Source organism: Mycobacterium sp., from assembly GCF_035697385.1.
Lineage (GTDB): Bacteria > Actinomycetota > Actinomycetes > Mycobacteriales > Mycobacteriaceae > Mycobacterium.
Window position 1 is genome coordinate 1 of sequence record NZ_DASSCY010000023.1, and the last position, 19,410, is coordinate 19,410.

22 protein-coding genes are annotated in these 19,410 nt (G+C 66.3%); 13 read left to right on the forward strand and 9 right to left on the reverse strand.

The annotated features are described in order from the left end of the window. The 5 genes from VFH65_RS01980 to VFH65_RS02000 form a co-directional block, all read left to right on the forward strand. The coding region (locus VFH65_RS01980) for a DUF4395 family protein (protein WP_353319450.1) at positions 1-230 on the forward strand (230 nt) is incomplete at its 5' end. Between the two features lie 34 nt (positions 231-264). Further along, complete coding sequence (locus VFH65_RS01985; protein ID WP_353319451.1) at positions 265-1,098, forward strand: sulfurtransferase; 834 nt, start codon at positions 265-267, stop codon at positions 1,096-1,098. Positions 1,099-1,100: 2 nt separating this feature from the next. Further along, positions 1,101-1,403, forward strand: a complete 303-nt coding sequence (locus tag VFH65_RS01990) for a DUF1416 domain-containing protein (protein ID WP_067794968.1) — start codon at positions 1,101-1,103, stop codon at positions 1,401-1,403. A gap of 214 nt (positions 1,404-1,617) precedes the next feature. Beyond that, positions 1,618-2,247: an FABP family protein gene (locus VFH65_RS01995; protein WP_353319452.1), complete on the forward strand. Its 630-nt coding sequence runs from the start codon at positions 1,618-1,620 to the stop codon at positions 2,245-2,247. Next, positions 2,247-2,504, forward strand: a complete 258-nt coding sequence (locus tag VFH65_RS02000; protein ID WP_353319453.1) for a hypothetical protein — start codon at positions 2,247-2,249, stop codon at positions 2,502-2,504. Before VFH65_RS01995 ends, VFH65_RS02000 begins: the two co-directional genes overlap by 1 nt. Here VFH65_RS02000 and VFH65_RS02005 read toward each other — a convergent pair. The 3 genes from VFH65_RS02005 to VFH65_RS02015 form a co-directional block, all read right to left on the reverse strand. Next, complete coding sequence (locus tag VFH65_RS02005; protein ID WP_353319454.1) at positions 2,501-3,343, reverse strand: ABC transporter substrate-binding protein; 843 nt, start codon at positions 3,341-3,343, stop codon at positions 2,501-2,503. The genes VFH65_RS02000 and VFH65_RS02005 overlap by 4 nt on opposite strands. 39 nt (positions 3,344-3,382) lie before the next feature. Then, on the reverse strand, positions 3,383-4,717 hold the full coding sequence (locus tag VFH65_RS02010) for a TIR domain-containing protein (RefSeq protein WP_353319455.1): 1,335 nt from the start codon (positions 4,715-4,717) through the stop codon (positions 3,383-3,385). Positions 4,718-5,028: 311 nt separating this feature from the next. Beyond that, a complete protein-coding gene (locus VFH65_RS02015) occupies positions 5,029-5,907 on the reverse strand; it encodes an aminodeoxychorismate lyase (protein ID WP_353319456.1) in 879 nt (292 codons plus the stop codon). A 33-nt stretch (positions 5,908-5,940) separates the two neighbouring features. On the opposite strand from VFH65_RS02015, the gene VFH65_RS02020 reads away from it, so the two are divergent. Beyond that, positions 5,941-7,014 carry a YgfZ/GcvT domain-containing protein gene (locus VFH65_RS02020; protein ID WP_353319457.1) on the forward strand — a complete coding sequence of 358 codons (1,074 nt, stop codon included), beginning with the start codon at positions 5,941-5,943 and terminating at the stop codon, positions 7,012-7,014. 118 nt (positions 7,015-7,132) lie between these two features. After that, entirely contained in the window at positions 7,133-7,318 is a 186-nt protein-coding gene (locus VFH65_RS02025; RefSeq protein ID WP_353319458.1) for a DUF3073 domain-containing protein, read from the forward strand. A 3-nt stretch (positions 7,319-7,321) separates the two neighbouring features. On the opposite strand, the gene purM is transcribed toward VFH65_RS02025, so the two are convergent. Continuing rightward, positions 7,322-8,395 (reverse strand): phosphoribosylformylglycinamidine cyclo-ligase, encoded by a 1,074-nt coding sequence (gene purM, locus VFH65_RS02030; RefSeq protein ID WP_353319459.1) that lies wholly within the window; start codon positions 8,393-8,395, stop codon positions 7,322-7,324. Between the two features lie 109 nt (positions 8,396-8,504). Between purM and VFH65_RS02035 the strand changes: the two genes are divergently transcribed. The 3 genes from VFH65_RS02035 to VFH65_RS02045 are packed head-to-tail and all read left to right on the forward strand — an operon-like array spanning position 8,505 to position 11,020. Next, positions 8,505-8,936, forward strand: coding sequence for a cupin domain-containing protein (locus tag VFH65_RS02035; RefSeq protein ID WP_353319460.1), 432 nt, complete (start codon positions 8,505-8,507; stop codon positions 8,934-8,936). 58 nt (positions 8,937-8,994) lie between these two features. Then, the gene (locus VFH65_RS02040) at positions 8,995-10,020 is read left to right on the forward strand and encodes a M48 family metallopeptidase (protein ID WP_353319461.1); all 1,026 of its coding nucleotides are present in this window, start codon (positions 8,995-8,997) and stop codon (positions 10,018-10,020) included. A gap of 37 nt (positions 10,021-10,057) precedes the next feature. Beyond that, positions 10,058-11,020, forward strand: coding sequence for an NAD(P)H-binding protein (locus VFH65_RS02045; RefSeq protein ID WP_353319462.1), 963 nt, complete (start codon positions 10,058-10,060; stop codon positions 11,018-11,020). Here the strand turns inward: VFH65_RS02045 and purF are convergent. After that, entirely contained in the window at positions 11,017-12,549 is a 1,533-nt protein-coding gene (gene purF / locus VFH65_RS02050) for an amidophosphoribosyltransferase (protein WP_353319463.1), read from the reverse strand. The genes VFH65_RS02045 and purF overlap by 4 nt on opposite strands. A 103-nt stretch (positions 12,550-12,652) precedes the next feature. Here purF and VFH65_RS02055 point away from each other — a divergent pair, with 103 nt between their 5' ends. After that, positions 12,653-13,942, forward strand: a complete 1,290-nt coding sequence (locus tag VFH65_RS02055; protein WP_353319464.1) for a DoxX family protein — start codon at positions 12,653-12,655, stop codon at positions 13,940-13,942. On the opposite strand, the gene VFH65_RS02060 is transcribed toward VFH65_RS02055, so the two are convergent. After that, positions 13,935-14,324 (reverse strand): sterol carrier family protein, encoded by a 390-nt coding sequence (locus VFH65_RS02060; RefSeq protein WP_353319465.1) that lies wholly within the window; start codon positions 14,322-14,324, stop codon positions 13,935-13,937. The two genes, VFH65_RS02055 and VFH65_RS02060, sit on opposite strands and share 8 nt — an antisense overlap. Positions 14,325-14,340: 16 nt before the next feature. Here VFH65_RS02060 and VFH65_RS02065 point away from each other — a divergent pair, with 16 nt between their 5' ends. Both VFH65_RS02065 and VFH65_RS02070 read left to right on the forward strand, forming a co-directional pair. Then, positions 14,341-15,546, forward strand: coding sequence for an MCE family protein (locus VFH65_RS02065; protein WP_353319466.1), 1,206 nt, complete (start codon positions 14,341-14,343; stop codon positions 15,544-15,546). Between the two features lie 41 nt (positions 15,547-15,587). After that, positions 15,588-16,010: a PPOX class F420-dependent oxidoreductase gene (locus VFH65_RS02070; protein ID WP_353319467.1), complete on the forward strand. Its 423-nt coding sequence runs from the start codon at positions 15,588-15,590 to the stop codon at positions 16,008-16,010. On the opposite strand, the gene VFH65_RS02075 is transcribed toward VFH65_RS02070, so the two are convergent. The 3 genes from VFH65_RS02075 to VFH65_RS02085 all read right to left on the reverse strand — a co-directional run. Further along, positions 15,980-16,624, reverse strand: a complete 645-nt coding sequence (locus VFH65_RS02075) for a CPBP family intramembrane glutamic endopeptidase (protein ID WP_353319468.1) — start codon at positions 16,622-16,624, stop codon at positions 15,980-15,982. The two genes, VFH65_RS02070 and VFH65_RS02075, sit on opposite strands and share 31 nt — an antisense overlap. Then, complete coding sequence (locus VFH65_RS02080; RefSeq protein ID WP_353319469.1) at positions 16,624-18,348, reverse strand: alpha/beta hydrolase; 1,725 nt, start codon at positions 18,346-18,348, stop codon at positions 16,624-16,626. The genes VFH65_RS02075 and VFH65_RS02080 overlap by 1 nt, the downstream gene beginning before the upstream one ends. Continuing rightward, the coding region (locus VFH65_RS02085; protein ID WP_353319470.1) for an AIR synthase related protein at positions 18,345-19,410 on the reverse strand (1,066 nt) is incomplete at its 5' end. The genes VFH65_RS02080 and VFH65_RS02085, both read right to left, overlap by 4 nt.

Here is a 19,410-nt window from a genome sequence, read left to right on the forward strand (position 1 = left end):
CGGTCACCGATCGGGAACCGGTGCCACCGTTGAAATTCGCCCAACTTGTCGGCCTCGTATTCGCGGCCGCCGGTGCCGTCGGGTTCGCCGTGGGCGTGCCCGTGCTGGGCCTGGTCGCCACTGGCCTCGCGCTCGTGGCGGCGTTCCTCAATGCGGCTTTCGGCATCTGCCTTGGCTGCCAGCTTTATCCGCTCGTCGCACGGGCACGCCGTGCACCGTCCCCCGCATAGCCTCAATTACCAAGCAACCGAAAGGATTTCGTCCATGGCACGCTCCGACGTCCTGGTCACCACCGACTGGGCCGAGAGCAATCTCGACGCGCCGAACACCGTTTTCGTCGAAGTTGACGAAGACACCTCCGCCTACGACGGCGGCCACATCGCCGGCGCGGTCAAGCTGGACTGGAAGACCGATCTTCAGGATCCGGTCCGCCGCGACTTCGTCGACGCACAGCAGTTCTCCAAACTGCTGTCCGACCGCGGCATCTCCAACGACGACACCGTGATCCTCTACGGCGGCAACAACAACTGGTTCGCCGCATATGCGTACTGGTACTTCAAGCTGTACGGCCACAACAACGTGAAGCTGCTCGACGGCGGCCGCAAGAAGTGGGAACTCGACGGCCGTCCGCTGTCCACCGATGCGGTGAACCGCTCGGCGACCAGCTACACCGCCAAGGCGCCCGACAACAGCATCCGCGCGTTCCGCGACGAGGTCATCGCGGCGATCAACAACAAGAACCTCGTCGACGTGCGCTCCCCCGACGAGTTCTCCGGCAAGATCCTGGCGCCGGCGCACTTGCCGCAGGAGCAGAGCCAGCGCGCCGGGCATATCCCCAGCGCCATCAACGTTCCGTGGAGCAAGGCGGCCAACGAGGACGGCACGTTCAAGTCCGATGAGGACCTGACCAAGCTGTACGCCGAGGCCGGCTTGGACGGACAGAAGGAAACCATCGCCTACTGCCGGATCGGCGAGCGCTCGTCGCACACGTGGTTCGTGCTGCAGGAACTGTTGGGACACAAGAACGTCAAGAACTACGACGGCAGTTGGACTGAATACGGCTCCCTGGTGGGAGTCCCGATCGAGTTGGGAAGTTGATTATGTGCTCTGCACCGAAACAAGGACTGACGTTGCCTGCCAGCGTCGACCTGGAGAAGGAAACCGTGATCACCGGCCGTGTGGTCGACGGCGCGGGTCAGGCCGTCGGCGGCGCATTCGTGCGTCTGCTGGACTCGTCTGACGAGTTCACCGCCGAGGTCGTCGCATCGGCCACGGGTGACTTCCGGTTCTTCGCCGCTCCCGGCACGTGGACGCTGCGCGCTCTGTCCCCCGCGGGCAACGGCGACGCCAGCGTTGCGCCGTCCGGGGCGGGCATCCACGAGGTCGACGTCAAGGTCGCCTAGCGACGATGGCGGCGAGGTACGAGCCGACGAGGAGCTAGGCAGTCCAGCTGTCGCCTAGCGGCTAGGCACACAGCTCCCCGCCTGAGCCGGGCGCAGCGCCCGGCACTAGACTCGTCGCCGTGGTGTTGTTCTTCGAGATCATGCTCGTCGCGGCCGTCGTGGTCATCACGTGGTTCGCGCTGTACGCGTTGTACCGCCTCGTCACCGACGAGTCGTGACCTCGGGCGACGAGGCGGTCGCCGCGGCAGCGGAACGGGCCAAGACCACGGCCGCGCGCAACATCCCGGCATTCTCCGATCTGCCGGTGCCTGCGGACACGGCCAACCTGCGCAAGGGCGCGAACCTGAACGACGCGCTGCTCGCGCTGCTGCCTCTGGTCGGTGTGTGGCGCGGCGAGGGCGAGGGCCGCGGACCGAGCGGCGACTACCGGTTCGGCCAGCAGATCGTCGTGTCGCACGACGGCGGCGACTACCTCAACTGGGAAGCCAGGTCCTGGCGGCTGACCGAAACCGGCGAATACGACCAGCCTTCGCTGCGGGAAACCGGCTTCTGGCGGTTCGTCAACGACCCCAACGATCTCGCCGAGTCCCAGGCCATCGAGTTACTGCTGGCCCATTCCGCAGGTTACGTCGAGCTGTTCTACGGCCAGCCCCTCAACCAGTCGTCCTGGGAGCTCGTCACCGACGCGCTGGCCCGCAGCAAGTCCGGGATGTTGGTCGGCGGCGCCAAGCGGCTCTACGGCATCGTCGAGGGTGGTGACCTCGCGTATGTCGAGGAGCGCGTCGACGCCGACGGCGGGCTGGTGCCGCACCTGTCGGCCCGGCTGTCCAGGTTCGTCGGCTAGTGCGCGCCCGACGGGTGACCGCGAGCATCGTCGCGGCCGGATTCCTGGTCGCGTGCTCGTCGAACACGACGGAGCAACCAGCCACATCCACGTCGGTGGCTCCGACCGGTCACGGCACCCTCGCGCACTGCCTTAGCGAGCACGGGGTGCCCTCCGCGCCCGGCCCTGCCGCTGGACCGCCGCCGGGCATCGACGCCGACACCTGGCAGCAAGCCATGTATGCCTGCTCATCGCTGGCGCCCGGGCCCGCCGGCTAAGTCAGTATCGGCGCCTTGCCGGCATTGGCCAGCCACTGCTGCTCGAGCGCAGCAAGCGTTCCGTCCTCGCGCAACCCGTCGACAACCCACGACACGCATCGGGTCAACGGGCTCCCCCTGTCCAGCACGATGCCAAATTGCTCGACTTCTTCTGAGCCACTGGGGAATTGGCCAACCATGGTGCCGTCGCGCAGCTCGTTGGCGACTGCGAACGCGGTCGGCAGATCGGCCACCAGCGCATCGATCTCGCCGGTGCTCAACGCCATCTTCGCATCGCCGTTGGTGTTGTAGACCTCGACCGGCACGCTGCCGTCAAGGGCGGCGGCTGCGCTGTGGCTGGTGGTGCCGACCTGCGCGCCGAGTCGCAGCGACTTGAGCGCGTCAAGCGATTTCGCACCAGCCGCCGGGGACGTTTTGACCGTGACGACAGCCTGCGTCACGTCGAAATACGGCGAGGAGAAATCGACTGCAGCCCTGCGCTGCTCGGTGATGGAGAACTCAGAAAGGTTGGCGTCGAAGGCTTTTGGGCCAGGCGCCAACGCAGCGTTGAACGGTACCCGCACCCAGCGCACGTCGTCGCGCGAGTAGTTCAGCTTCCCGGCGACGGCGTAGGCGAGTGCAGATTCGAAACCTTCGCCGTTGGCAGGGTTGTCGCCCATGTACCACGGCGGGTACACCGGCTGGTCGGTGCCGAACGTGAAGATGCCCGGATACAGCGTCGTCAGTGCGTCCTTGTTGCAGTCATCGGAGCTGGCCGCGGCGGTCCGCTGGGCGACGGGCGCGCAGGCCGTGAGCGCTGCCGCCGCGAGCAATGCGGCCAGCTTCCACAGTTTGCGCATGAGCCGCATCATCGCGCACCTGGCTAACGGACGCCACCACTAAGCGCGTGGTAGTTCTTTCTTGGCTGGGCGCGGCACCAGGAACATCACGACGGCCACGGTAAGCAGAATCAGATTCTGCATTATCAATACAGAGTCTGCCGCCTTCCACTCCGCAGCTGCTGGCTGCCAGTCCTGCCATGGTGCGAACTTGGCTTCATAGAACAACCAGGCTTCTAACAGCCCGCACACGCCCCACGCAATCAATAGATATGCCCAGGAGACGCGCCATTTCATTGTCGCGACGCCGAACAACATTCCGGCCACACCCCATAACGCGATCAGGGTCGAAATAGCGACGTACTTCACGAAGCGGCCTACCCCATCGCCCAGAACTTTCGTCTCAAGGTCGAGAATTTGGGTGACGACGAGAAGAAGGATGACCACGACCATCAACTTGGCGTACAGCGATGCAAATCTGTCCGCGACAGACATCGCAATCCATGCGAGAACGCAGAACGCCGTACCGATGAGAATCCGCGATAGCACTTGCCAATACCAAATATTGGCGTCGCCACCTCGCGGGTAATCATTGACAAGCAGGTATACCGACGGGATTGCGCCAATGACCGCCGCGACCGCGATCAGCGTCGCCGATATGCGCAGACTCGATTGGCCGAGAATCGGATCGGGTGCCGGTTCCGGCTTCAGCAGCGGTTGAGGCTGCGGGTTCGGTGCAGGCCGCGGCATTAATTCAGTGATCCGCTGGGCCACGTCGGGATACAAATCGCGGCGGTTCGCGAGTGTCTTCAGGACTCGACGGCCTCCGTGCAGTTCGTCGGGATCGACCGATAGCAGGGCGGGCTCCAGCCGCTGCAGGACTTGTCGCTGCTCGTCGTGGCTAAGTGCGTTGCGATTGCACACCCACTCCATAAGGCCCGTGAGATACGACATCGGCGCATCCGGAGGCTTGGGCCGGGGATTGGGCGGAGGCGGTGTCGGCGGGAGGCTGAGGAGGCTGCCGTTAAGTCTTCGTGCGGCCCGATCCCGATTCGCAGGGTCGGAGTAGTCGATGCAGTGACGGCTCGAATAGCGAGACGGGAGCGCCGTCAGCGAGCCTTCCACTGCGACCGGCAACACCGGCTTACCGAGCGACTCGGCCCAATCGAACTCGCTTTGGCACGCCTCGGACATCAACGCCTCGCTCGAGATGATCGCGATGAAGATGTCACGGTTCTCGATCTGGCGAAGGATCTCCTCCCACCATTCTTGGCCGCCGTGCAGCGAGGAGTCGATCCATGGGTCCCAGCCGAGCTCCCGCAGGTGCTGATCCAACTCGTCGACGGCGGACTTGTTCGCCCGGGCGTATGAGATGAAGACTGTCCGCACGGTCACCCCCGAGTGTCATTCGCCCGCTCAGTATGTGCCCGAATTTGCACCATCGACTGAGTAGTCAACTACTCGTTTCTTGGATTCCCGCCCCTAGACATGGAGCGGCCCCCGAGCCGTATTTCCTGGTTGGACAAACCAAGGGCTCGGGGGCCGGGTGGCTGCGGGAATTCGCCAGCGCGCGCAGGTGAATTCTCGCCCGGTGCTGCTAGCGGACAGCCACCTCACATGTCCATAAGTCAATCAATTTCTCGGACCACCTCCTTCCTCGTGTACGAGCGACCGTACTAGCGAAGCGGCACCGCGACAACCAGTTTTCAGCGATCGCTGACGATCGCGGCGTCCACCAGTTCGGCGAACTCAGCTTCCAACGGCGCACGCCGCAGCAACTTGCCGTCCAGGGTATGCACTTTGGCCGCGAGCGTGATGCTAGAAACCAGCCAAACCCCTTGGGCCGCAACGAGATCAGCAGGGGTAAGCGATCGGTAGTCGCAGTCGTAGCCCTTGTTGCGGGCCACCTCGAATAGGGCCTGCTGCGTGGTACCTCGCAGGATCGGATACCACGGCGGCGGGGTCAACAGCGCCGGACTGCCATCGATCTCGGTCGCGATGACCACTGTCGAACGCGGGCCCTCCAGGACATAGCCATCGGACCCGACGAAGATGACGTCGCCCGCGCCGTGGCGCTCGGCGTGCCGCAGCGCTGCCATGTTCACCGCGTACGACAGCGTCTTCGCCCCCGCCAGCAGCCAGGGCATGTCGGCGGCGCCCTCGGCCGGTAGCCCGCGGGCCAGGGTCATCGCCGCAACGCCTTTGCGCCGGGCTTCGGCGACGCGAGCGGGCAGCGCACCGATAGTCGCGAACGCCGTCGGCGGTGGGCCGCTCTCCCGCCCCCGGCTGTACACCAGCCGCAGCACCCCTTCGCCTCCACCGTCGGCGGTCCAGCGCGCGACGCCGGCCGCTACGGCCGCACGCCACCGCGTCAGGTCCGGTGCGGGCAGATCAGTCATCCGTGCGGACTGCGTCAGCCGGCCGAGGTGGGCCTCCAACAGACAAGGCCTGCCGTCGCGCACCAGCAGCGTCTCGAAGATGCCATCTCCCCGGACGGCGGCAAGGTCGTCGGCGTGAAGCAGCGGCGCCGCGGGGTCGTGAAGTTCGCCGTCGAGCGTGACTACAACACCGGGTTGGCTGGCCATGGGCAAGAAGCGTAGCGCCGTACAGTTGGGGCTATGTCCGCAGTTCCCGCCCCCGACACCGGCCCTGACGCAGGCGCGGTGTGGCACTACGGCGATCCCCTCGGCGAGCAACGCGCAGCCTACGACGACGCTGTGGTGGTGGACCGCTCGCACCGAGCCGCGATCACGCTCACCGGCGGCGAACGCAAGTCGTGGCTGCACAACATCTCCACGCAGCACGTGAGCGAGCTGCCCGACGGCACCGTGACCGAGAATCTGAGCCTCGACGGGCAGGGTCGTGTCGAAGATCACTGGATCCAGACCCAGCTCGACGGCGTCACCCACCTGGACACCGAACCGTGGCGGGGTGACCCGCTGCTGAGCTATCTGCGAAAGATGGTGTTCTGGGCCGACGTTGCTGTGGAGCCGGCCGACCTGGCGGTGTTTTCGCTGCTCGGACCGCGGCTGGCCGATACACCGGTGCTCGACGCGCTCGGTCTCGATTCGCTACCGGCTGAACACGCGGCGGTTGCCCTGCCCGACGGCGGTTTCGTCCGCCGCCATCCTGGTTCCGGCGTGGAGCTCGACGTCGTGGCGCCACGTAAGGACGCCGCGAAGTGGCGTCAGCGACTCCTCGACGCCGGGGTGCGGCCGGCAGGCGTGTGGGCCTACGAGGCGCATCGGGTGGCCGCGGTGCGCCCGCGGCTGGGCGTCGACACCGACGAGCGCACCATCCCGCATGAGGTCGGCTGGATCGGCACGGCGGTGCACCTGGACAAGGGCTGCTACCGCGGCCAGGAAACCGTTGCCAGGGTCCATAACCTGGGTAAACCGCCCCGGATGCTGGTGCTTGTGCACCTTGACGGCTCGACTGATCGCCCGGCTACCGGCGACCCGATGCTGGCCGGCGGCCGCACCGTTGGCCGGCTTGGCACCGTCGTCGACCACGTCGACGAGGGCCCTATCGGCTTGGCGTTGCTCAAGCGCAGCCTTCCCGCGGACACGGCGTTGAGCACCGGCGGCGAAGCGCAGGTGGCCGCGGTCATCGACGCCGACTCGATGCCGGCCACCGATGTCGCGGGCGCCGGGCGCCTGGCGGTGGACCGCCTCCGCGGCGCTGCGCGGTGAAGGGCCTGCCAGCGCAGCGCAGCCGGGCACGGTAAAGTGTTGGCAGGACAATAAACACACACAGATCGGAGCCGCCTTCTTATTGGGCCGCTCCGTTATTGCGCGAGGGGGTCCCCCCATGGGCCGCGGCCGGGCGAAGGCAAAGCAGACCAAGGTTGCTCGTGAGCTTAAATACAGCTCACCGCAGACCGATTTCGAGCGGCTACAGCAAGAGCTGTCAGGCGCTCCCGACCACGACAATCTGAACGGCAGCGACGGATTGGCCGACGACGATTGGGTGGCCGACGATGACTGGCGGCGATAGTCCTTAGAAGCGCGGGTGTAGGCCGACGAGCTGGGCGCGTGGGCCGTCTTTTCCGCCTTTGTTGATCGTGCCCAGGGTCCAGCATTTCAGGTGCCGGGCAGTCAGCACCGCCAACGCGCGATCGGTGTCCTCCGGCGCGACGACGGCGACCATGCCGATCCCCATGTTGAAGGTCTTCTCCATTTCGGCGCGCTCGATGCGACCACGCTGCGCGATCATCCCGAAGACCGGCGCGGGCGTCCATGTGCCGCGGTCGATTTCGGCCATCAACCCGTGCGGGATGACCCGTTCCAGGTTGCCGGCCAGTCCGCCGCCGGTGACGTGGCAGAAGGTGCGGACCTGTGTTTCGGCGGCCAACGCCAGGCAGTCCTTGGCGTAGATCCTCGTGGGCTCGAGCAGTTCCTCGCCGAGCGTGCGGCCGAACTCTTCGACATGGCCGGCCAGGTTCATCCGGTCGATCTCCAGCAGCACCTTGCGCGCCAGCGAATAGCCGTTGGAATGCAGGCCGGTGGCCGCCATCGCGATGAGCACGTCGCCGGGCCTGACCCGCTCGGGTCCCAGCACGTCGTCGGCCTCGACGACACCGACACCGGTGGCTGAGATGTCGTAGTGGTCAGGCGCCATCAACCCAGGGTGTTCGGCCGTCTCGCCACCGAGCAGGGCGCAGCCGGCCATCACGCAGCCGTTGGCGATGCCCGAGACCAGTTCACTGATCCGCTCTGGCACCGTTCGCCCGACGGCGATGTAGTCCTGCAGGAACAGCGGCTCGGCACCGCACACCACCAGGTCGTCGACCACCATCGCGACCAGGTCGATGCCCACGGTGTCGTGCTTGTCCATGGCCTGGGCGACCGCGAGTTTGGTGCCTACGCCGTCGGTCGACGAGGCCAGCACCGGCTCCCGGTAGCCGCCGCGCAGGGCGAACAGGCCGGCGAATCCGCCGATGCCTCCTCGCACCTCGGGCCTGGTGGCCTTCTTGGCCAGCGGTTTTAAGAGTTCGACCGCACGGTCACCGGCTTCGATGTCCACCCCGGCCGATGCGTAGGAGATGCCGTGTTGTTCGGCGCGATCCGTCATCGAGAGCAAGGCTACCGTCGTTCGCCGTCACTCGGTAACCGGTCGACTTGCGGTCTCATTCTCTTCGTTCGGTCCCAGGATCGCCCGCGGTGTGAGACTGTGACCGACCATGAAAACAGTTCGCTGGTTTGCGCTAGCTGCGGCGGCGACCGTGCCGGCATCCATGTTCTTCCCCGGGACGGCGTTCGCCACGCCACCCATAAACACCGAAGCCGTGATCATCTCGCAGGCCACGGTCGACGGAGTCGACTACGTCACGCGGAGGATCACGATCCAGCCCGGCGGCAGCACCGGTTGGCACTATCACGACGGCCGGGTGTTCGGCGTCGTACGGGAGGGCACGCTCACCCGCACCATGGCGGACTGCTCGGACGTCGTCTCCCCCGTCGGATCCCCCGTCACCGAGGACAGCGGGCCGGATCACGTTCACGTCGGCCGCAACCTGGGGCCGGTCCCGGTGGTGGCGTGGATCGTCTATATCCAGCCGGCGGGCACCCCGCTGTCGGTGGACGTGCCCGATCCCGGCTGTGGCCTCGGCTGAACCACGCCCGCCGCGCGCCCATTAGTCTCGACTACGAACGAGCGAGGGGCGCAGCTTCATGACTCAAACACCGGCGACGACGCGAACCCATTTCCCCGGTATCAGTTCACGCGCCTGGGAACATCCCGCCGACCGGACGGCACTCACCGCGCTGCGTCGGCTCAAGGGCTTCGACCAGGTTCTCAAGGTGCTGTCGAGCATGCTGCGGGAACGCCAGCATCGGTTGCTGTATCTGGCCAGCGCCGTGCAGGTCGGTCCTCGCCAATTCGCGGATCTCGATGCGCTGCTCGACGAGTGCGTGCAGGTGCTCGACGCGCCGGTCAAGCCGGAGCTGTTCGTCAGCCAATCACCAATGGTCAACGCCTACACGATCGGCATGGACGCGCCGTTCATCGTCGTCACCTCGGGCATGTACGAGCTGATGACGCACGAGGAGATGCGGTTCGTCCTCGGCCACGAGCTCGGGCACGCGCTGAGCGGCCACGCGGTTTACCGCACCATGCTGATGCACCTCATGCGGTTGGCTTCGTCGTTCGGCTTCATTCCGATCGGGGGCTGGGCATTACGCGCCATCGTCGCCGCGCTGCTGGAATGGCAACGCAAGTCAGAACTGTCCGGCGACCGAGCTGGACTGCTGTGCGGCCAAGACGTCGACGCCGCCATCCGAGTGGAATTGAAGCTGGCGGGCGGGAGCCACCTCGACAAGCTCGACTCGCAGGCCTTCCTGGCCCAGGCCCGTGAGTACGAACGCTCAGGCGATATGCGCGACGGCGTGCTCAAGCTGCTCAACCTGGAGCTGCAGACTCACCCGTTCTCGGTGCTGCGCGCCGCGGCGCTGACGAAGTGGGTGGACACCGGCGGGTACGGCGCCATCATGGCCGGCGACTATCCGCTGCGTGCCGACGACGACAAAGCCCGCTGGCACGAGGACATCGGCGCGGCGGCCCGGCAGTACAAGGACGGCTTCGACCAGTCCGACGATCCGCTGATTCGGGGCATTCGCGACAGCGTCGGCGGGCTTGTCGACGGCGTCGGCCGCAAGCTCAACGAGTGGCGACGCGGCCCGAAAACCAGCGACGAATAGCGGGTTTGCCCGACCGCAGAAACGGCCATCCCCGAGCGTGCGTAATGACACGATTCGCTGCTTGGTAACGGGCGCAACAGGCTACATCGGCGCCAGGTTGGCGCCGAGACTGCTCGACCGAGGCTTTGCGGTGCGCGCTCTGGCACGCAACCCGGACAAGCTCGCCGACGTGCCCTGGCGAGACCGGGCCGAGGTGGTGCGTGGTGACCTCGGTGACGCCGACTCTCTGACCGCCGCGTTCGACGGCGTCGACGTCGTCTACTACCTGGTGCACTCGATGGGCAATGCGTCGGACTTCGTGACCCAGGAGGCCCAGTCGGCGCGCAACGTCGTCGCCGCGGCGGGCCGCGCCGGCGTCAAGCGCTTGGTGTATCTCGGCGGCCTGCACCCGCCCGGTGCCGACTTGTCCGAGCATCTGCGGTCACGGACCGCGGTCGGCGAGACATTGCTCGCGTCGGGCATCGAGACTGTCGTCCTGCAGGCGGGAATTGTGGTCGGCTCCGGGTCGGCGTCGTTCGAAATGATCCGCCATCTCACCAACCGCCTGCCGGTGATGACGACGCCGAAGTGGGTGCACAACAAGATCCAGCCGATCGCGATCGACGACGTCCTGAATTACCTGGCCGAGGCGGCGTCCGCGAGGGTGCCCAGCTCCCGGACCTGGGACATCGGCGGACCGGACGTGCTCGAGTACGGGGAGGCGATGCAGATCTACGCCGACGTGGCCGGTCTGCGACGACGGTTGATCGTCGTGCTTCCGTGGCTGACGCCGACGATCGCGAGTCTGTGGGTGGGTCTGGTCACGCCGATTCCGTCAGGCCTGGCACGTCCCCTTGTCGAATCGCTCGAATGCGACGCGATCATGAGCGAGCGTGACATCGACGCGGTGATACCGCCGCCAGAGGACGGCCTCACCGGTTACCGCGACGCCGTCTCTGATGCCTTGAGCCATGGGCCGCTACCCAGCGATCCGCACTGGGCGCAGGTCGGCCGAACCTAGGGCCTGCGCAGCGCCGAAACGTTGTCGTTGTCGGCCTGCAGTGGCACACCGGTGCGGGCGGCGGTGGCCAGCATGTGCTCAATCACGTTCTTGCCCAACGCTGTTTCGCCGGGCAGCTCGATCGGGTACTTGCCGTCGAAGCACGCCGTGCACAGCCGCGACGCGGGCTGCTCGGTTGCCGCGATCATGCCCTGCTGGCTGATGTAGCCAAGGGTGTCGGCGCCGATGGCGTGCCGGACGGCCTCGAACATCTCCCCTTCGTCGGCTTCGATGCTTCGGGCGTTGGCGATCAGCTCGGCCGGTGTGGCGAAGTCGATGCCGTAGAAACACGGCCACTTCACCGGCGGCGAGGCGATCCGCACGTGCACCTCGACAGCGCCCGCCTCGCGCAGCATCCGCACCAGCGCGCGCTGGGTGTTGCCGCGCACGATCGAGTCGTCGACCACGATCAGCCGCTTGCCGCGGATGACCTCTTTGAGCGGATTGAGCTTGAGCCGAATGCCCAACTGGCGGATGGTCTGTGACGGCTGGATGAACGTCCGCCCGACGTAGGCGTTCTTCGTCAGGCCCTGGCCGTAGGGAATGCCGGACTCCTGCGCGTAGCCGACCGCGGCGGGGATGCCCGACTCAGGGACGCCGATCACCAGGTCGGCTTCGACCGGCTTCTCCTGCGCCAGCCTGCGGCCGATGTCGACGCGGGTCTTGTGAACGGAGCGGCCGGCGATCGTGCTGTCGGGCCGGGCCAGGTACACGTATTCGAAGACGCAGCCCTTGGGGTTGGGATTGGCGAAGCGCATGGAGCGCACACCGTCGGCGTCGATGGCCAGCAGCTCGCCCGGTTCGATGTCACGGACGAACGAGGCGCCGACGATGTCCAGCGCGGCGGTTTCCGACGCCACCACCCAGCCGCGGTCAAGACGCCCCAACGCCAACGGCCGCACACCGTAGGGGTCGCGGGCCGCATAGAGGGTGTTCTCGTCCATGAACGTCAGACAGAACGCGCCGCGCACCGTCGGGAGCAGCTCGAGGGCGGCCTGCTCGACCGTGGCGTCGGCGGCCCCGTGCGCGAGCAGCGCGCCGAGAATGTCGGAATCGGTGGTCGCGGTCGGCGCGCCGCGCGTCCCCAGCAGCCCCGCCTCACGGGCGAGCGCGGCCAGATCGGTGGCGTTTACCAGATTGCCGTTGTGGCCCAGCGCGACGCCGGTCCCCGCTGCGGTGTTGCGAAACACCGGCTGGGCGTTCTCCCAGGTGGTGGAGCCGGTCGTCGAGTAGCGGCAGTGGCCTATTGCGACGTGGCCTTCCATCGCGGCAAGCGTCTGCTCGTCGAAGACCTGGCTGACCAAGCCGAGGTCCTTGAACACCAGCACCTGCGAGCCGTCAGCAACGGCGATGCCTGCGGCTTCCTGGCCGCGGTGCTGCAAGGCGTATAGGCCGTAATAAGTGAGCTTGGCGACGTCCTCGCCGGGCGCCCACACGCCGAATACGCCGCATTCTTCACGGGGTTCTGGATCGGTCTGCGGGCTGGTCACTATAGGGCTGCTCCCGGGACGGGGTGGGTGACAACACTGAGTCTACGGTCATCACGGGTGGATCAGGGAATCGAGCGGCGGTGTCGCCGTATTAATCAACAACGTGACCTCTGTCTCGATTCCTCACCGGCCGTGGCCTCTGGCCGCCAGGATCGCCTTCCGGTTCTGCTTCGCCTACTTCGGATTGTTCTGCTTGTGGTTCGCGCAGATCACATTCGTGTTCACCGGCATCGTCGGACACTGGCTTCCTGACGACGCCGTCATGTGGCAAATGGTGACCCTCGAGCCGGTCACCAGTTGGGTGGGGCGGCACGTGCTTGGCGTCGACGCCGTGCTGCACCGCGATTCGGGCAGCGGTGATCAAGCGGCCATCTGGGTGGGCGTGTTCTGCATCCTGGTTGCGGCCGCGGTCGTGGCAGCGGTGTGGTCGGTGGTGGACCGGCGCCGCACCGAATACTCGCGGCTGTGGGCCTGGTTCCTGGTCTTCATCCGGCTATGCCTCGGCGGTCAGATGCTGTGGTACGGCATCGCCAAGGTGATTCCAACGCAGATGCCCGCTCCGCCGCTGGCGGCGTTGCTGCAGCCCTTCGGCGACCTGAGCCCGGCGTCGGTGCTGTGGTTGCAGGTCGGCAGCTCACACCCGTACGAGATCCTGCTCGGTGCCGCGGAGGTGTTGGGCGGGCTGCTGCTGTTCGTGCCGCGCACCGCGACGCTGGGAACGCTCGTCAGCCTGCTCAGCATGGCCCAGGTCTTCGTCTTGAACATGAGCTTCGACGTTCCGGTCAAGATCCTGTCGTTTCACCTGCTGCTGATGAGCCTGGTGCTGCTCGCCCCGCAGTTCCGGCGTCTGGCGAATGTGCTTGTGTTGGAAAGGCCGACGGAGCCCGCCAGCCAGCCGCGGCTGTTCGCCACTGCGCGGGCCAACCGGATGGCGGCCGTGGCGCAGGGGCTGCTGGGCATCTGGGTACTGCTCGGCTGTGTACAGATCGGCTGGTTTGCCTGGAATGAATTCGGCGGGGGCCGCGACAAACCGGAGTTGTACGGAATCTGGTCGGTCACCGAGTTCGGCGTCGACGGTAAGCCTGTAACGCCATTGACCACTGACGAAACTCGTTGGCAGCGATTGGTTTTCGACGAGCCTGAGTCGGTGACATATCAGCGCATGAACGGCGAGTTGGTCTCTGCGGCCGCAGAGGTCGGGGCGGGCACCATCGCACTGCCGGACCTACACGCGACGTTCGCCTATGAGCGGTCCGGTCCTGACCATCTGCGTCTGGACGGGCGGCTCGACGATCGCGCGGTCACGATGTCGTTGGAGCGCATAGACCTTGACGGCTTCACGCTTCGCAGCCGGGGTTTCCACTGGGTTCAGGATTACCCGTACTTCAAGTGAGGACGACCAGTGGCAGCCAATCGGCCACCTCACCGGCCCTCGACCCCGACAGCTGCAACCGCCCGTCGGCGGCGGCATCGTCGACCTGCAACAGCCCGGTGGCCAGCAGCAACCAGGTGCGCGGATCGGCCTCCACCACGTTGGGCGGAGTGCCGCGAGTATGCCTGGGCCCTGAAATACATTGCACAGCAACGAACGGCGGCACCCGCACCTCGACGCTGGCGCCAGGTGCCACCTCGGCGAGCGTGCGGGCGGTCAACCGGACCGCCTCGGCGAGTTCAGCGCGCGCCGGTTCTGGTTGCTGGCCGTCACGTAGCCAGTCGGCAAGCGCAGACACGGCGGCGCGGGTCTTCGCCGGATCAGCAGTACGGCGGGCGGGCATACCTTAGATTCTCAAAGTGCTTGTCGACCGCCACCATCCGCCCTACAAATCGGCGGGAGCGGTGTTGCTGGTGGTCGCCGCCGTTGCGGCGGGGTTGATTTTTCTGCAGTTCCGGGGCGACTTGACGGACAAGGAGCCGCTCACGCTGCTGTCGTCGCGCGCCGGCCTTGTCGTCGACCCTGGCGCAAAAGTGACTTACAACGGTGTGGAGATCGGCCGGGTTTCGCGAATCGGCCTGATGGACGTCGACGGCACTCAGAAGGCTGAGCTCACCCTTGACGTGGACCCGGACTATCTGCGGTTCATCCCGGCCAACGTGGACGCCCAGATCAAGGCCACCACAGTGTTCGGCAACAAGTACATCTCCTTGCGCTCGCCGGATGATCCGAGCCCACAACGCATTTCGAGTGGTGATGTGATCGATGCCTCCGCAGTGACGACGGAGTTCAACACACTGTTCGAGACGGTCATGTCAATCGCCGAGCAGGTGGATCCGATCAAGTTGAACCAAACGCTGACCGCGACGGCCGAGGCGTTTACGGGGCTGGGCGACAGGTTCGGGGAGTCGCTACTGAACGGCAACCGCATCGTCGAGGACCTGAATCAGCGGATGCCCCAGATCCGCTACGACAATCAGCGGGTCGCCGACCTCGCCGACGTGTACGCCGACGCTTCGCCGGACCTGTGGGACGGTCTCGAGGACGCGGTGAGCACAGCGCAGACCTTCAACGATCACCGCGGCGATATCGACGCGGCGCTGATGGCCGCGATCGGCTTCGCCAATACCGCGGCAGACAGTTTCGAACGCGGCGGCCCGTATCTGGTTCGCGGCGCCGCCGATCTGGTGCCGACGACCAAGCTGCTCGACGACTACCGCGGCATGATCTTCTGCACGCTGCGCAACTTCTACGAGATCGAGCCCCGCGTACACGATGCGTTCGGCAGCAACGGCTATTCGCTGGCAACGTCGTCGGGCACGATCGCGGGCGCGGGCAACCCGTGGGTCTATCCCGACAACCTTCCGCGAGTGAACGCCAGGGGCGGCCCCGAAGGCCGGCCCGGCTGCTGGCAGAAGATCACCCGCGACCTTTGGCCTGCGCCGTATCTCGTGATGGACACCGGCGCCAGCATCGCGCCGTACAACCACGCCGAGCTGGGCCAGCCGATGTTCGTGGACTACGTGTGGGGCCGCCAGATCGGCGAGTACACCATCAATCCGTGACGATTGACATCAACAAACGTTGAGGTTCTACGTTGGCGTGCATGACATTCAAACCACACGAAATCGAATTCCTGCGCCGGGCGGAGCTCGGCCGGCTGGCCACCATCCAGGCCAACGGCACGCCGCAGAACAGCCCGGTCGGATTCACCTACAACGAGCAACTCGGCACCATCGACATCGCGGGCTATCAGATGTCGAAGAGCCAGAAATTCCGCAATATCGCGCACAACGACAATGTGGCCTTCGTCGTCGACGACGTCACCTCACGTGACCCGTGGCGGGTGCGCTGCCTGGAGATCCGCGGTACCGCCGAGCAAGCCGAAATCCCCGCGTCCCGCGGAGCCGCCGGCGACGATCTTGACACCGCGATCATCCGGGTGACACCGCGGCGCATCATCAGCTTCGGCATCGACGACCAGGAGTCCGAGCCTCATCAGCTGACGGCGGACATCCGCGACGTGTAGCCGGCGCGCTGCACCGCCAACGCCGCCACCGCACCCGCCTCGTTGATGGCCAAGTGCGCCAGCATCGGCGCGGCAAGGCTGCCGGAGCGCTCCAACATCCAAGCGAACAGCCAGCCCACCAGGCCGGTCGCGACGACCGTGCCGATCACCGGCTCGCCTGTAGCACGCGCATCGGCGATGTGCGACAGGCCGAACGTCGCCGATTGGATGAGCCGGCCACCCGTCGGACCGAACGCCTCGGCGGCGAGCGTTCCGAGTGCGGCGCGGTAGGCGGCCTCTTCCGACCACACCGTTCCCAGCGGGATGCGTATCAGCAACCAGCGCGCCGCGGCCTCCGGCAATTCGCGGTCGGCCATCGACACCCGTACCGGCGGTAACTTCGATGTCGCGGCGACACCAAGCGCCACCGGAGCGGCCACTGCCAGACCCAGCCGCACTCCCGACCACAATGCAGGTGGCCGCAGCCCCAGCGGTGCGCGGGTGAGCGCGGCAAGTGCCGTGCCGAGCAACGCGTGCGGCATCGGATGCCAGCGCGGCGGCAGCCGGGGCACCAGCAGGCTCCATCCCACCAACGTGGCGGCTAGCGCGAGTGCGCGTATTCGCTTGGAGCGCACTAGTACTCGGGACCGTCGGCTGATTCGGTCTTCTCCAGCGCCAGCCTGATGCGTTCGGTGTCGTCAGGAGTCCAACCGTCGGGCGGAGCGACGGCCGCCCAGCCGTCGAGCACGAAAGAGCCGTAGTTGTGGCCGTGGCCGCCCGGCACCGATGCCGCATTGGTCATGTCGGCGGCGACCTGCCAGAACGTCACGATCGGGTACCAGCGCATCGACGCCGTGCGGTCGCGTCCCGGTGGTTCCCTGAGCCAGTCGGGACGGTTGAACAGCAGATCCTCCGACCACCAGACGATCGGGTCAGACGGATGCTGCAGGAAAAGCACTCGGGTGCCCTCCCAAGGCTGTTCGCTGTCATGGGCAATTTCCGCGCTGTCGGTGGACTGCGAGAAGCGCACCGTGCGACCGTTGTCGTAGCGTGGTTCGACCTCAGGTGTGCCTGGGTCGCGCCGCACCGTGATCGCGTTCCACAGCGGGCTGGCGTTGGGCGGGCCAACCCAGAGCACCGAGGAGAAGCCCATTCTCGCGATGTCGGGCAGCCACTCGAATGCGCCCTGGCCCGCCATCGAGCCGAGGCTTTCGCCGTAGAGCACCAGCTTGGGCCGCCGATCCGGCGGCAGTTGCAGCCACCTGTCGTGGATGGCGTCGATCATCATCCGGCCGGATTCCATCGACTTTTGCTGGTCGCCGAGAAACGAAATCCAGCTTGGCAGATAGGAATACTGCGAACCGACCATCGCGGTGTCGCCGTTGTACATCATCTCCAGCGACCGCGCCGCGACGGGGTTGATCCACCCTGTCCCTGTGGTCGGGACGATCACCAGCAGCTTGCGGTCGAAGGCACCGGTGCGCTCCAATTCGCTGAGCAGCACGGCCATTCTGGCTTCGTCGGTGTCGGCGGTCTGCAGGCCGACGTAGACGCGGACGGGCTCCTTGGCTGGCGTTCCGTTGATACGAGTCAATTCGTCAGCATCCGGCCCGGTGGCGACGAAGTTGCGGCCCTGAAAACCGAGGGTGTCCCATTGCGCGAAAGAGTCTGGGCTGCCCGATCTTTCGCGTTGCGTCGGTTGGACGATGCCGGCCATGGTGGTGGTGTTCTGCGGCTGGAACACCCGGTTGGCACCAGCAAGGAAACCGCGCACCAGCACACCGTTGATCAGGGTGATGACCAACACCACGACGATCGCGGTGCCGATGAACAACGCGACCTCGTCCTGCAGGCGCCAGCGCCGGATGAGAAAGCGCGCCATCGTCTTGATCAGGTCAAGCAGCACCCGGGACACACCGACGCACACGCCGCCGACAAGCACCGCGATGATCAAGGTGCGCAGGTAGCCGACTGTGTTCGGACCCTCCATGCCCATCACCGCTGACACCTGACGCTGCCAGGCCGCGGCGGGGATCAGCATCAACACGCTTGCGGCGGCGGAAAGCACGATGATCGCGGTTTTCAGCGCATACAACACTCGCTTCGACGGTGGCCACCATTCGCGCCGGCGTAATACGAAGCGCCGGAACAGTTTCCAAATGAACACGCCGATGCCGTAGCCGATCGCCGCGTTGAGGCCCCCGATCAGGCCCTGGAACAGCCAGTCGCGCGGGAGCAGCGACGGTGTCAGCGACAAGCAGAAGAACAGCGCACCGAAGCCGATCCCGACGAAGTCGAGGTGTACCAGGCGCCACGCCCAGACGAGTAGCGGATGTCGTTCGCGGGCAGGCGCAGTCACCCGAACAGCCCGGGAAGCACGCCCTCCGACGTGCCGCGCAGGTCCTGCAGAGTAACGGTGAACAAGCCTTGCACCTCGACGGCGTCGCTGCCTTGGTCCGCGACACCGATGCGCGTGGCCGGCAATCCACGTGCCTCGCACATGGCCCGGAATCTGCTCTCCTCGGTGCGGGGCACCGCGACGAGCGCCCGGCCGGAGGATTCGGAGAAGAGCGTGACGAACGGGTCGAGGCCCTCGGGAACGATTATGCGGCAACCGGTTTCGCCAGTTAGCGCGGCTTCCACCACCGCCTGGATCAACCCGCCCTCCGACAGGTCGTGCGCGGCCGACACCAGCCCGTCGCGGGATGCGGCGGCCAGCACTTCGGCGAGTAGCTTCTCCCGAGCCAGATCGACCCCTGGCGGCCGTCCGCCGAGATGATCGGCGGTGACCTGCGCCCAGATCGAGCCGTCGAACTCGTCGCGGGTGTCGCCGAGCAGGATCAGCGTCTCCCCCGGCTCGTTGCCCAGTCCTGTGGGGATGCGCCGTTTTACGTCGTCGATCACCCCGAGCACGCCGACGACCGGGGTCGGCAGGATGGGCGTGGTTCCGGTCTGGTTGTAGAAGCTGACGTTGCCGCCGGTGACCGGAATGCCAAGGGCCGCACAGCCATCGGCGAGCCCGCGGACGGCCTGGCTGAACTGCCACATGACGCCCGGATCCTCTGGCGAGCCGAAGTTCAGACAGTTGGTCACCGCGACCGGCGTGGCACCGGTGACGGCGACGTTGCGGTACGCCTCGGCCAGCGCGAGCTGAGCACCCGCATACGGGTCAAGCGCCGTGTAGCGGCCGGACGCGTCGGTGGAGACCGCGATGCCGCGACCGGTCTCCTCGTCGATGCGAAGCACGCCGCCGTCGGCGTTCTCGGCAAGCACGGTGTTGCCACGCACGTAGCGGTCGTACTGCTCGGTGATGAACGCGCGGCTGCACAGATGCGGACTGCCAAGCAGCGCAAACAAAGTCGCGCGCAGTTCCGCACCGGTCGAGGGCCTCGGCAGTTTCACCGACGTGTCGGCGTTCAGC